At 52.3% G+C, this 12719-nt stretch carries 12 protein-coding genes; 8 read left to right on the top strand and 4 right to left on the bottom strand.

Going from position 1 to position 12719, the window contains the following annotated elements; genetic code table 11:
- Positions 1 to 17 precede the first annotated feature (17 nt).
- The 5 genes from MYB54_RS05660 to MYB54_RS05680 all read left to right on the top strand — a co-directional run bounded on the left by MYB54_RS05660 (position 18) and on the right by MYB54_RS05680 (position 5647).
- Positions 18 to 677 carry a DUF1007 family protein gene (locus MYB54_RS05660; protein WP_014916227.1) on the top strand — a complete coding sequence of 220 codons (660 nt, stop codon included), beginning with the start codon at positions 18 to 20 and terminating at the stop codon, positions 675 to 677.
- On the top strand, positions 668 to 1771 hold the full coding sequence (locus tag MYB54_RS05665; RefSeq protein WP_014916226.1) for a nickel/cobalt transporter: 1104 nt from the start codon (positions 668 to 670) through the stop codon (positions 1769 to 1771). Before MYB54_RS05660 ends, MYB54_RS05665 begins: the two co-directional genes overlap by 10 nt.
- Before the next feature lie 118 nt (positions 1772 to 1889).
- The gene (locus MYB54_RS05670; RefSeq protein ID WP_010280100.1) at positions 1890 to 3017 is read left to right on the top strand and encodes an ABC transporter substrate-binding protein; all 1128 of its coding nucleotides are present in this window, start codon (positions 1890 to 1892) and stop codon (positions 3015 to 3017) included.
- A gap of 553 nt (positions 3018 to 3570) precedes the next feature.
- Positions 3571 to 5238, top strand: a complete 1668-nt coding sequence (locus MYB54_RS05675) for a methyl-accepting chemotaxis protein (RefSeq protein WP_248721621.1) — start codon at positions 3571 to 3573, stop codon at positions 5236 to 5238.
- Positions 5239 to 5323: 85 nt separating this feature from the next.
- Positions 5324 to 5647: a hypothetical protein gene (locus MYB54_RS05680; protein ID WP_010280096.1), complete on the top strand. Its 324-nt coding sequence runs from the start codon at positions 5324 to 5326 to the stop codon at positions 5645 to 5647.
- Positions 5648 to 5776: 129 nt separating this feature from the next.
- On the opposite strand, the gene MYB54_RS05685 is transcribed toward MYB54_RS05680, so the two are convergent.
- From MYB54_RS05685 to suhB, 4 genes are all read right to left on the bottom strand, one after another.
- Positions 5777 to 6577, bottom strand: a complete 801-nt coding sequence (locus MYB54_RS05685; protein WP_039503221.1) for an ABC transporter ATP-binding protein — start codon at positions 6575 to 6577, stop codon at positions 5777 to 5779.
- On the bottom strand, positions 6574 to 7656 hold the full coding sequence (locus tag MYB54_RS05690) for a FecCD family ABC transporter permease (protein ID WP_039463825.1): 1083 nt from the start codon (positions 7654 to 7656) through the stop codon (positions 6574 to 6576). The genes MYB54_RS05685 and MYB54_RS05690 overlap by 4 nt, the downstream gene beginning before the upstream one ends.
- 6 nt (positions 7657 to 7662) lie before the next feature.
- On the bottom strand, positions 7663 to 8781 hold the full coding sequence (locus tag MYB54_RS05695) for an ABC transporter substrate-binding protein (protein WP_180773755.1): 1119 nt from the start codon (positions 8779 to 8781) through the stop codon (positions 7663 to 7665).
- Between the two features lie 172 nt (positions 8782 to 8953).
- Positions 8954 to 9757, bottom strand: coding sequence for an inositol-1-monophosphatase (gene suhB / locus MYB54_RS05700; protein WP_014916219.1), 804 nt, complete (start codon positions 9755 to 9757; stop codon positions 8954 to 8956).
- Positions 9758 to 9899: 142 nt separating this feature from the next.
- Here suhB and trmJ point away from each other — a divergent pair, with 142 nt between their 5' ends.
- From trmJ to MYB54_RS05715, 3 genes are all read left to right on the top strand, one after another.
- Complete coding sequence (trmJ, locus tag MYB54_RS05705) at positions 9900 to 10625, top strand: tRNA (cytosine(32)/uridine(32)-2'-O)-methyltransferase TrmJ (RefSeq protein ID WP_010280090.1); 726 nt, start codon at positions 9900 to 9902, stop codon at positions 10623 to 10625.
- Between the two features lie 119 nt (positions 10626 to 10744).
- Positions 10745 to 11239, top strand: coding sequence for a Fe-S cluster assembly transcriptional regulator IscR (iscR, locus tag MYB54_RS05710; protein WP_010280087.1), 495 nt, complete (start codon positions 10745 to 10747; stop codon positions 11237 to 11239).
- Between the two features lie 251 nt (positions 11240 to 11490).
- Positions 11491 to 12705 (top strand): IscS subfamily cysteine desulfurase, encoded by a 1215-nt coding sequence (locus MYB54_RS05715; RefSeq protein WP_119870743.1) that lies wholly within the window; start codon positions 11491 to 11493, stop codon positions 12703 to 12705.
- Positions 12706 to 12719 lie beyond the last annotated feature (14 nt).

Raw genomic sequence — 12719 nt, forward strand, 5'->3', positions numbered from 1 at the left:
GTAGTGTGGTAAAAATAATGTTACATTATAACGCTTTGAAACGGTGGTGCGGACAGATAACGTTGCTGATGACAGGTCTGGCGTTCGGCCAGCCCGTTTTCGCTCACCCACACAGTTTTATTGATATGCAGACGACAGTTGAGAGTCAGAACGACAACATCACCGGTTTACGTATGCTGTGGACGATGGATCCCATCACGTCTGCTGACCTGTTGTATGACGCCGGGAAGGCGAATAAGGACTCTGAAGTCTGGAAAAAGCTGGCGGCGGAAGTCATGGCGAATGTGTTAGGACAGCATTATTTCACCGATATTTATCGTGATGGTCAGCCCGTGAAATATGCGCCGATGCCAACCGAATATCACCTTTCTCGCAAAGGCAATCAGGCGGTACTGGAGTTTGTGCTGCCGCTGGCGCATCCACAGCCGCTGGCTGGCAAGCCTTTGCTGATTTCTACTTACGATCCTACCTACTTTGTCGATATGTCCTACCAGAACGATAAGGCCGTTACGCTGGCGCCTGCGCTGGCTTCACGTTGTAAAACCTCGCTCGTCACGCCGGAACCTAACGCTGAACTGCAATCCTATGCGCTGTCGCTGGATAAGAACGATGCGCCGGATGAAGACATGGAGCTGGGGAAACAGTTTGCACAGCGGGTGACGTTGCAATGTCAGTGAACCTCGGCTCACTGGCGCGTCAGCGCCCGCTGTTGAGCCGACTGCGCGATCTGTGGCCGCTGTGGCTGTTCTTGGCGCTGCTGGCCTCGGCGTTGCATTACATCGTGGGATACTGGCCGCAAATCGTGCTGCAAAGCGCGATCTGGCAGAAATCGCTGCATCAGCAGATGTCGCACCTATTGCAGATGGTGGAACAGCAGCCGCATCAGGCGGGGCTGAGTCTGATGATGTTCAGTCTGGTCTATGGCGTGCTTCATGCCGTCGGGCCGGGGCACGGTAAAGTTGTCATTATGACTTATCTGGCGACACATCCGTCGAAGCTGAAAAGCAGCCTGAAGTTGACGCTTGCCGCGTCGCTGGTTCAGGGGCTGATGGCGGTGGCACTGGTGACCGTGGTATTAGGGATCTTGCAGCTGTCTAGTCGAACGTTGCATAACAGCAGTTTCTGGATGGAAAAGGGGAGCTTCGTGCTGGTGGCGGGGCTGGGGCTGCTGCTCTGTTTCCGTGCGTTGAAACAGCTGTATATCGCCGTCGTGCGGCAGCCTAAACCGGCGACAATTTTGCGCGTAACGCCTTTGCACGTAACGCCTTCTCACGTAACCCAGTTTAACGTATCAACCGATAGACGTATGGTGCTTCGCCCGACGCCTGCGCTTTCCTCTTCTTCTCATCAGCACGATGCCGACTGCGGCTGCGGACACCGCCATCTCCCCAGCAATGAGGAACTTGAGCGCGATAGCAGTTGGCGCACACGTCTGATGATTGTGCTGGCGATGGGCATGCGCCCGTGTTCGGGCGCTATTCTGGTGCTGCTTTTCTCTAAAGTGATCGGCGTGTATTGGTGGGGCGTTGCCTCTGCGCTGGTAATGGCTGCCGGAACGGCGATCACGATCTCGGCACTGGCCGTGTTGGTTTTTTACTGCCGTCGCGTGGTTGAGCGCTTAGGTGCAAACCGTGCTTCGCCCGTGTGGCAGCGTGCGACGTTTTCTCTTCTGGCGTTTGCTGGCGGGCTGATTTTGGTTGGCTCCGGCGTCCTGCTTTACCTCAGTGCACAGCCCGCAATGATGGGCGGCATTCGGCCATTCTCCGGCTAATTTTACCTTTTATTAACGCCGCGCTAAAAACCCATTGCTTCCGATAATCACGGCAGGATATCATTTCAATAATGATAACTATTATCATTTATAACCATAATCTCAGAAGGGAATAATAATGAAGAAATGGCTGTTTTCAGTCGTTGTTCTGTTGGGGTTGAGTGCGAGCGTTGTCGCCAGCGCTAACCCGATTGTTATTGAAGACGTTAGTGGCAGGAAAGTAGAAATCAAATCCGAAGTGAAGCGGATTATCCTCGGGGAAGGTCGACAGATTTATCTGCTGGCTGCTTTTGATACCGAGGCACCGTTCCAGCGCGTGGTTGGCTGGCGTGACGATCTGCCAAAAGCGGATTACGACGGCTACATGGCTTATGAAAAACAATACCCGGAAATCAAAAAGCTGCCGACCTTTGGCGGAGCGAAAGACGGTACCTTCAACGTTGAGCAGGCATTGACGCTGAAACCGGATTTGGTGCTGATGAATCTGGAGTCAAAAGCGGCAACGGATGAAGGCAAATTGATCGAGAAACTTAATTCGCTGGGGATTCCAGTGGTGTTTATCGATTTCCGTGAGAAGCCGTTTGAGAACGCTGAGAAAAGTATTCACATCATGGGCCAGTTGGTTGGCAAACCACAGCGTGCGGAAGAGATTATTAAATTCCGTCGTGAGCAGATTGAGCTCGTCACCGATCGGTTAAAGAACTATCAGGGCCCACGTCCGAAAGTGATGATCGACCGCGCGGGCGGCTATGATGAAGAGTGCTGCATGTCATTCGGTGATGAAAACTTCGGCCGCATGGTTGAGGTTGCTGGCGGTGACAACATTGCCAAGAACATCATCCCCGGCACGTTTGGTACGCTGAACCCAGAGCAGATTATCAGCTCTCGCCCGGATGTGGTGGTGGTGACTGGAGCTAACTGGAAAAACTACAACACGGCAAATGGCTGGGTTGGCGTTGGACCAGGAGCCGATCAGAAAGAAGCGCTGCAACGCCTGCAAAAGCTGATGGAACGTTCAGCATTCAAAACGCTGCCGGTAGCAACCGATGGCAACGCCCATGCAATCTGGCATCAGTTCTATGATAGCCCGTATCAGTTTGTGGCGATTCAGGTATTAGCAAAATGGATGCACCCGGAACTGTTTAAGGATATCGATCCTGATGCAACATTCCGTACCTTCCATGAGAAGTTCCTGCCTCTGCCATATCAGCCAGGCTACTGGGTCACGCTGCCAGCGAAGAAATAACGCTATATCCGTCATACTTCAAGTTGCATGTGCGTTGGCAGCGTTCAGTCACCCGAATCACTTACTTGAGTAAGCTCATCGGGACTCCCTCACTTGCCGCCTGCCTGAAACTCGAATTATTTAGGATATATCAGGTAGCGGGCCAGATAATAAAAAAGCACTGAACCTCATCGGTCAGTGCTTTTTTTTTGTGCTTTTTTCACCGATTTTATCGCCTGACAAATAATCGAAAAATATATCTGCCGTTCATCGCAATATGGCTGATGAAGGATTTTCCGTAAGCCATTCTCTTCCAGTTAATTTGTTGCAGGATCGATGGATGTTTATGACGATCGATTATCTTACTTTGATAGCTTTTGGCTATTGTTTTGAGATTATTAAATGTTTTTAATGATCGATGCTATCAAGCTGTTCGCTTCTGTGGCGATAATTGAACGTGGTGAAGGTATGTCTGATTTTTATGCAAACGCCACGTATGGAGGGACATTCGATTTATTCGACATACCGGAATCAGGAAAAAATACGGTATAAAAATTCAAAAAATGGAGCGGTTATGAATATCACGCAACGCCTGCTGTTGACGTTTTCACTGATGTCGCTGGCACTTATTTCATTAGTTATTGTTACTTTATCATTGTTATCAGGGTTCCAGTCTCGTTTTGAATATGTTCAGGATAATGCGATTCCGAGCATTAAAGATTTAAATAGTTTGGTGGATAAAAGTAATTCGCTGGTGCTTTTTTTGTATCGTCATCAGACCACGGATGACGATCGTAAGCTGCCTGCGATCGAGCAAGATATTAATAGAACCATCGAGGAAATAAAGAAGCTCAATGAGTATTACCTGATCAATGATGCTTCCAGCGAGGAGGATCGCCAACTGACCCATACGGCGATTGACCTGACCAAAAAATTACAGGCGTCGCTACCCGTCTTTCTTAACGCGTCAAAGGCGAACCAAAACGAAACTGCTCTAGGCCTGTTGCAGGGAGCAGGGGGGCCTGGAGAAGCGGTACGTGAGCTACTCACCAATTACCGTAAGCAATTCGATCTCAATGTTGAAATGGGCGACGAGTTGCGTCAGGTGAATAAACGGATTTATGACCAAACGTGGTTCGGCCTGTTGTCCGGTACGTTATTGATCGTGTTGCTGATCGGATTTTTCGCGGTGAGAACCATTCTGGGCATTAGAAAAAGTTTGAATAACATGAGTCAGACGATGGAAAGCGTTAGCACCCATCTCGACCTGACGATTCAAGCGGACGATCGACGCAAGGATGAAGTGGGAAATACCGCTCGCGCCTTTAATAGCCTGATGCAGCGGGTATCCTCAGCGCTGGCTTCGGTGAGTGCGTCATCGCAGTCGGTGAGCAGTGCGGCGACGCAGATTGCGGCGGGGAATGAAGATCTGTCATCCCGCACGGAAGAGCAGGCTGCTTCGCTGGAACAAACGGCGGCCAGTATGACGGAAATCAGTGAGACGGTGCGCCAGAACGCGGAGAACACGCAACAGGCGAGCCTGCTGGCGGGGAATGCCAGCAAGATCTCCATCAATAGCGCGGATTCCGTCAATACGATGCTGAATACGATGGAACACATTCGCACCAGCTCAGGCAAGATCACCGAGATCATTGCGCTTATCGAGGGCATCGCGTTTCAGACCAATATCCTCGCCCTGAATGCGGCGGTAGAAGCCGCGCGTGCTGGTGAGCAGGGGCGCGGTTTTGCGGTGGTTGCGGGAGAGGTGCGCACGCTGGCACAGCGGTCATCTACGGCGGCACGTGAAATCAAGGACCTGATTGATGCCTCAAACTCGCTGGTGTCGGCGGGCGTGGATCAAGCCAGCGATGTAGGGAAAAACATGTCGGCGATGAAGGATGCGATCCAGCAGGTGACGGATTTAGTCAATGAAATCGCGGCGGCGACTGAGGAGCAAAGCCAGGGTATCAGCCAGGTGCATCAGGCTGTTAACCAAATGGATGATGTGACTCAGCAAAATGCCTCACTGGTGGAAGAGGCGTCTGCGGCGTCGCAGTCGTTGCAGGAACAGGCAAGTACGTTGAGCCAACTGGTTGGGCAGTTCATTGTGGGGCAGGTTACCCCTCTGGCGCTGGCCTCCGCTTCGGCACCCGCGCTACCAGGAGTGTCCGCGCCGCGCCTTTCTCCCGTGAAGAAAAAAGGTGTCATTGCGCCGGATGAAGCGGACTGGCAGCGTTTCTAACCTATCGCGCCGTATGCTGCGCAGTAAGGCGGTATGCGGCTATAGATTCGATTGACCAGCGGCGAAAGCCAAGGGAGATGACGGTATGGAATCGATTGAGCACAGTGCGGAAAATCTGGGGGATTATGCGTCTCTACTGACAGAATTCGAGCATATGACCGCCTTGCTTACTCAGCTAATGAAAAGCGATTACCGCACGCTTGATCTCTATCTCAATAATTGCAGCCACCTTATTTTGCGATTTACAGCAATCTATAAACTGCTCGATAAACCAGAGTTTGAACATTATCTGAAGCATTATGATGCTGCGCTCTACTACAACGTCAACAGCGTGGGTTTGGCATTGCGTCTGTTTGAGAACATGCTGACGAACATGCGCGATGGGCTTGCCTCTGCGCGTTTGTGTTGAATAGCGGCAACGTGAGGTATAGCGCGTACGGTGTGAAAATGGTTCTGGTGCGGTGAATCAGCATCGTCGCGTTTGATAAGGTAAGGAAGACGGTGAGGGAACTCACCGTCTATTCGTGCAGAGAAAAGCTTAGATGGTCGGTTCGCTGACCAGCCCGTCGATAATCACCTGCGGCACGCCCTGCGAACAGCGCTCAATGCGCCCGCGTACGCCATAGACCGCTGACAGGCTTTCCGGGCTAATCACCTCGGCTGGTGCGCCATTGGCAATCAAATTACCGTTTTGCAGCATCAGTACGTGGTCGCCGTGGCGCAGCGCGATATTGATGTCATGCACTACCACGACGGTGATGATGTTGCGCTTACGCGTCTCCTTGCGTACCAAATCCATCACGTGGAACTGATAGTTCAGATCCAGCGCGCTGAGCGGTTCGTCCAGCAGGAGCAGCGAGGGTTGACGGATCAGCGATTGCGCTAACCCCACCAGCTGTTTCTGTCCGCCGGAGAGCTGATCGAGATAGCTCAACGCCAGATGTTCAATGCCCAACTGACGCAGCAGACTCATCACTTCATCCTGCTTTTCGGCGTTGTGCATACCGCCGGACGCGCGCTGTGCGACGATAATCGATTCCAGTACGTGCAGATGAACCCCTGCGGGCAGGGACTGCGGCAGATAAACGACTTTTTCCGCCCGCTGAGCGAATGGCAACGTCATCAGGTTGGTGTCATCCAACCACAGTTCGCCTTCGGACGCGTTCAGGCCAGCCATTGCACGCAACAGCGTTGATTTACCGCTGCCGTTAGGGCCGAGCAACACGGTAATTTTTCCGCGCGGCAGCTGTGGTACGGACAGATCGCGAATCACCTGACGCTTGGGGTAACCCGCGCGAAAGTGGGAAAGGCGTAATCCAGAAGTGGTTTGCTGGTTCATACGTTTCCTCTGTGGCGCAGGATAATACTCAGGAAGAAGGGAACGCCAACCAGTGAGGTGACGATCCCGACTGGGATAATGACGCCGGGGATGAGATTTTTCGAGGCAACGGACGCCATCGACAGCACCAGCGCGCCAGTTAACGCACTGGCAGGCAGATAGAAGCGGTGATCTTCACCGAAAATCATGCGTGCGATATGCGGAGCAACCAGACCGATAAAGCCGATTGGACCGACAAACGCGACGGAAATGGCGGATAAAATACTGATGCGCAGCAGCGTCGCCAAACGCAGGCGGCGGACGTTAATGCCAAAACTCACGGCGCGATCTTCACCCAACCGTAGCGCGGTCAGTTTCCATGAGCTCATCAGTGAAATTGGCATCACGATGACGAGCACCAGCAGCAGAATTCCCAATTTTTCCCACGAGGCGCGGGCCAGACTACCCATCGTCCAGAACACCAGGCCTTGCAGCGTGTCTTCGTTGGCGATGAACTGGAGCATGGAAACCAGCGCGTTGAAGGTGAACACCAGCGCGATACCGAACAGCACGACGCCGGAGGTAGCGACCTGCGTCCAGCGCGTAATGCCATCAAGCAGCAACGCTGCCAGCAGCGCAAAGATAAAGGCGTTTGCGGAGATAAACCACTGAGCCGGAATACCGGGGATGCCGATACCGAGGACGATAGCCAGCGCAGCACCGAACGCAGCAGCGGAAGAAACGCCGAGCGTAAACGGGCTGGCCAATGGGTTGTTCAGGATCGTCTGCATTTCTGCACCGGCCAGACCAAGCGCTAGCCCGACGATAATGGCCATCAGCGCGTAAGGCAGACGAATATCCCAGACGATCACGCGCGTACCCGCATCGGCGCTGGCCGGATCGGTCAGCGTCTGCCAAAGCACATCAAGCGTCAGCCCTGAAGGCCCCATCGTGAAATCCAGCAACAACGAGCCGATGATGATCAACAGCAGTATCGCCATAACACCCACACGGCGTCGAATGATGCCGCGATAGTTGTCCATAATGGTGTTGGCATCCGCGGCAGCATTGCGGATACCCGGTTCAGTGGTTGTACTCATTAAAAATTACTCACCTTGTTTCCAGGCAAAGATAAAGTCACTGTCAGGCAGCGAGGTAAAATTCTGAATGATATAACGATACGTATCGTCAGGATTCAGGCTGGTAAAGGCCTGAGGATAAATATCCTTGGCCAGATATTCCATACCGACAATGTTGTAGGGATGGTTGTAGAAATGGTGGTAAACGCCGTAAACGTGTTTCGCCTGAACCGCTGGAATCTGACTGATACCCGTGCGATTTAGCAGCGTAGCGGCCTGATTACGAACGTCTTCTACGCTGGCGCCGTAGCCTAACGGCAGGACCTGGCTGTTGCCACGTTTAGAGCCCGTCATGATGTAGGCATCGGGCTTCATGCTGATAATTTTTTCCAGCGAGACAAAGCCTGATGCACCCGGCAGCAAATCCGACCCTATATTTTTCGCACCGACCGCTTCGACCAATCCGCCCCAGCCGCTGTTGCTGTGTGTGAAGCAGCAGGAGTCCGAGTTACCGGCAATCGGTTCAACAAAGACGCTAGGTTTCGGGGTGATTGCGGCGGTTTTCTGCTGAATAGCATCGAAGTGTTGACGATAGAAATCGGTATACGCTTTGGCATTGGCTTCCCGGTTCAGCACTTTACCCAACAGGTCGATGCTGGGGGCGGTATCTTTAGCCGGATTCACTTCATAATCGACGAACAGTACCGGAATATTCAGCGCGCTGAGCTTGTCGATCACACCGCTTTCCTTCAGTGCTGCCTTGGCACGCAGCTGGGCAATCATCAGGTCCGGCTGTTTTGACAGCACGCTTTCCAGATCGACGTTACCTTTGTCACTGAAGCCCATATCCAGAATGCCAACGGACTCAGGCCATTTCCCTTTCAGCATATCCCAGGTTGCGGTGTCCTGCTTTTTCGCCAGATTGTTCCAGGCGACCAGACGCTGAAAGGGGTTATCGCGGTCAAGCAATGCCATCGTCATAATATCGCGCCCATCTTGCAGGATGATGCGCTGTGGCTCTTGTTTAATGGTGACACTTCTTCCGTCGAAATCGGTGACGGTAAGAGGGTATTGGGTGGCGTAGCTGAAAAGCGGGGTGGTGAGGAGTGCGGTCAGAAAGAGTGATCTTACTGATTTTCTTAACATGGTGGCGATCCTAATTCACAATTTATCAATGTGATGAAGTTATCAGTGTAATGAGTTTGATAATTATTATCGTATAATGATAAACAATGCGTATACAGGATTCATATGTAAAGAAAAATAACAACTCCGGCCCAATTTCTTTTTTATGGAGGTGAGCCGGAGTGGGTCTGAATTAGCGTTTCAGCGCGTCGCTCAGTTCTTCACGGATGGTGCCCAGAATGGATTTCACCACACGCGGGTTACCTGCAACCAGATTGCCGGACGCAAGATAGTTATGGCCGCCAACGAAATCGGTCACGATCCCGCCCGCTTCACGTACCAGCAGCTCGCCACCGGCAAAATCCCATGGCTTCAGGCCGATTTCAAAGAAACCGTCAACGCGACCCGCGGCCACATAGGCCAGATCCAGTGCAGCAGAACCCGTACGGCGGAAATCCGCACAGTGGGTGAACAGTGCGCCGATGGCATTGATGTAGCTTTTGCTGTGTTGTTTTAATTTGAAGGGGAAGCCTGTTGCCAGTACGGTGCCTTCCAGATCGCGTGCAGTGCTGCTGCGCAGGCGGTAACCGTTCAGCTGTGCACCTTGACCACGGGTCGCGGTAAACAGTTCATTACGCATAGGATCGTAAACAACGGCAACTTCGGTACGGCCTTTAATGCGGACCGCGATAGAAACAGCGAAGTGAGGTAAACGTTTGATGAAGTTGGTGGTGCCATCCAGAGGATCGATAACCCATTGTACTGCCGGATCTTCGCCAACCAGCTCGCCACACTCTTCACCAATAATGGTGTGCTGTGGGTAAGACTTACGGATGACTTCAACGATCAGACGTTCTGCATCCCGATCGACGTTGGTCACAAAATCGTTGCTGCCTTTCTGGCTAGCTTCGACGGCGTCTGGCGTTTCATAGTTCTTGGCAATTAAATTACCGGCTTTACGCGCAGCGCGTATAGCGATGTTGAGCATCGGATGCATGGTATCGGTCCACTGGAATGTTAAAGAACGGAAAGCGGCGCAGAGTATAGCAGTAGAAAAGTAAAATAGCTAAGTTTGTGTTAAGGTATGGCGATTTCCTTTTCACACGACTTCCTTCTATCTATCGCATAACAGAGTTCATATGTTAGACAATATTCGCATTGTTCTGGTTGAAACGTCGCACACTGGCAATATGGGATCAGTGGCCAGGGCGATGAAAACCATGGGGTTAAGTAAACTGTATTTGGTCAACCCATTGGTGAAGCCTGATTCGCAGGCCATTGCGTTGGCGGCAGGCGCCAGCGATGTTATCGGCAATGCCACTATTGTGGATTCGTTCGATCAGGCGCTCGAAGGCTGTGGTCTGGTCGTTGGCACCAGCGCACGTTCCCGAACCTTACCCTGGCCGATGCTGGAACCGCGTGAATGCGGCGTTCGCAGCGCGCAGGAAGCGGAACACGCGCCGGTGGCGCTGGTGTTTGGGCGTGAACGCGTGGGGCTGACGAATGAAGAGCTTCAGAAATGCCATTATCACGTCGCGATTCCCGCGAACCCGGAATACAGCTCGCTCAATCTGGCGATGGCGGTGCAGATCATTGCTTATGAAGTGCGCATTGCGCATTTGGATCGCTTACAGGCCGGACAGCCGCAACATGAAGAATCGCCGTACCCGCTGGTCGACGATCTGGAGCGGTTTTATCAGCATCTTGAACAGACATTACTGCAAACCGGGTTTATCCGACCGGCACATCAAGGGCAGGTGATGAACAAGCTGCGTCGTCTGTTTACCCGCGCCAGGCCTGAAAGTCAGGAGCTTAACATCCTGCGTGGAATACTGAGCTCGGTACAGAAAACACACGACGAATAATACTTGAGTGTTTTACTTGGTTAAATAGTTGACTAAAACACTCAGGAATGTCAGACTCGCGGTATGTTCTGCCAATACATGTTTTCATAATACATGTTTTATCTACAGGTACCACTATCATGAGACTGACATCCAAAGGCCGTTACGCCGTTACCGCCATGCTCGATGTGGCTCTGCACTCCCAGGAAGGACCCGTTCCATTGGCGGATATTTCTGAACGCCAGGGTATTTCACTGTCTTACCTGGAGCAGCTGTTTTCGCGTCTGCGTAAGAACGGACTGGTTGCCAGCGTTCGTGGCCCGGGCGGCGGTTACCTGCTGGGTAAAAACGCGAATGAAATCGCTGTGGGTATGGTCATTTCGGCCGTCGATGAATCTGTTGATGCAACGCGTTGCCAAGGCCGCGAAGGCTGCCAGGGTGGCGATCGCTGCCTGACGCACACGCTGTGGCGCGATCTGAGCGACCGTATTACCGACTTCCTGAATAACATCACGCTCGATGAGCTGGTGAATAATAAGGAAGTGCTGGATGTGGCGGATCGTCAGGATGCTGACACGCGCCGCACTGCTAACGGACGTATCCAGGAAACGATCAACGTTAACCTGCGCGCCTGATATATCTTCAACGTGACGAGCAACTCTTACTCGTCACGTTTTGCCTTTCTGATAGCCGCATAATCCTGACCACATTACTCAATGTGGTGTTGGCGTTAGTCCGACTGTCATGGCGTGTTCTGACGACAAATTGTTCCACGATAACATCGCCAGATCTTTTGCATTGGCCCGAGAGGTTGCGGGTATAAACAACCTGTCAATAAAACAAAACGCATTGTACGTTTTGAAGTGATGTACGGAGTTTATGAGCAATGAAGTTACCTATCTATCTCGACTACTCAGCCACCACGCCGGTTGACCCGCGCGTCGCTGAGAAAATGATGCAGTGTTTGACGTTGGACGGTACGTTCGGTAACCCGGCTTCCCGTTCCCACCGTTTTGGCTGGCAAGCGGAAGAGGCGGTTGATATCGCCCGTAACCAAATTGCTGAACTGGTCGGTGCTGACCCACGTGAGATCGTCTTCACGTCAGGCGCGACCGAAGCCGATAACCTCGCGATTAAAGGTGTTGCCAACTTCTATCAGAAGAAAGGTAAGCACATCATCACCAGTAAGACCGAGCACAAAGCCGTGCTGGATACCTGTCGTCAGCTTGAACGCGAAGGCTTCGAGGTGACTTATCTGGCCCCGAAGCGTAATGGCATTATCGATCTGGCTGAACTCGAAGCCGCAATGCGTGAGGACACCATTCTGGTTTCCATCATGCACGTCAATAATGAAATTGGCGTTGTGCAGGATATCGCTGCCATCGGTGACATGTGCCGTAGCCGCGGTATTGTGTTCCATGTTGATGCTACACAGAGCGTAGGCAAACTGCCTATCGATCTGAACCAGTTAAAAGTGGATCTGATGTCTTTCTCCGGCCATAAAATCTATGGGCCGAAAGGGATCGGAGCACTGTATGTTCGTCGTAAACCCCGTATTCGTCTCGAAGCGCAGATGCACGGCGGCGGCCATGAGCGCGGCATGCGTTCTGGCACCTTGCCTGTGCACCAGATTGTCGGCATGGGTGAAGCCTACCGGATTGCGAAAGAAGAGATGACCGCAGAAATGGATCGCCTGCGTGCGCTGCGCGACCGTCTGTGGAACGGTATTAATGATATTGAAGAAGTCTACCTGAATGGTGATATCGAGCAGGGCGTGTCCACGATCCTGAACGTCAGCTTCAACTATGTTGAAGGTGAATCGCTGATTATGGCGCTCAAGGATCTGGCGGTATCGTCCGGTTCTGCCTGTACGTCGGCCAGTCTGGAGCCCTCCTACGTGTTACGTGCGCTGGGCATGAATGATGAGCTGGCACATAGCTCGATCCGTTTCTCGCTGGGGCGTTTTACCACCGAAGAAGAGATCGACTACACCATCGAGCTGGTACGTAAATCCATCGGTCGTCTGCGCGATCTTTCTCCGCTGTGGGAAATGTTCAAACAGGGCGTGGATATCAGCAGCATCGAGTGGGCGCATCATTAATTCACCAGTTCGGG

Source organism: Pectobacterium nicotianae, assembly GCF_023272715.1.
In the GTDB taxonomy this organism is placed as follows: Bacteria; Pseudomonadota; Gammaproteobacteria; order Enterobacterales; family Enterobacteriaceae; genus Pectobacterium; species Pectobacterium brasiliense.

Excerpts from the sequence above, each read along its gene's own strand:
- MYB54_RS05675 (WP_248721621.1), top strand. The coding sequence starts at position 3,571 with ATGAATATCACGCAACGCCTGCTGTTGACGTTTTCACTGATGTCGCTG.
- trmJ (WP_010280090.1), top strand. The coding sequence starts at position 9,900 with ATGTTAGACAATATTCGCATTGTTCTGGTTGAAACGTCGCACACTGGC.
- MYB54_RS05665 (WP_014916226.1), top strand. The coding sequence starts at position 668 with ATGTCAGTGAACCTCGGCTCACTGGCGCGTCAGCGCCCGCTGTTGAGC.
- MYB54_RS05685 (WP_039503221.1), bottom strand. The coding sequence starts at position 6,577 with ATGAACCAGCAAACCACTTCTGGATTACGCCTTTCCCACTTTCGCGCG.
- MYB54_RS05715 (WP_119870743.1), top strand. The coding sequence starts at position 11,491 with ATGAAGTTACCTATCTATCTCGACTACTCAGCCACCACGCCGGTTGAC.
- suhB (WP_014916219.1), bottom strand. The coding sequence starts at position 9,757 with ATGCATCCGATGCTCAACATCGCTATACGCGCTGCGCGTAAAGCCGGT.
- MYB54_RS05690 (WP_039463825.1), bottom strand. The coding sequence starts at position 7,656 with ATGAGTACAACCACTGAACCGGGTATCCGCAATGCTGCCGCGGATGCC.
- MYB54_RS05660 (WP_014916227.1), top strand. The coding sequence starts at position 18 with ATGTTACATTATAACGCTTTGAAACGGTGGTGCGGACAGATAACGTTG.
- MYB54_RS05670 (WP_010280100.1), top strand. The coding sequence starts at position 1,890 with ATGAAGAAATGGCTGTTTTCAGTCGTTGTTCTGTTGGGGTTGAGTGCG.
- MYB54_RS05680 (WP_010280096.1), top strand. The coding sequence starts at position 5,324 with ATGGAATCGATTGAGCACAGTGCGGAAAATCTGGGGGATTATGCGTCT.
- iscR (WP_010280087.1), top strand. The coding sequence starts at position 10,745 with ATGAGACTGACATCCAAAGGCCGTTACGCCGTTACCGCCATGCTCGAT.
- MYB54_RS05695 (WP_180773755.1), bottom strand. The coding sequence starts at position 8,781 with ATGTTAAGAAAATCAGTAAGATCACTCTTTCTGACCGCACTCCTCACC.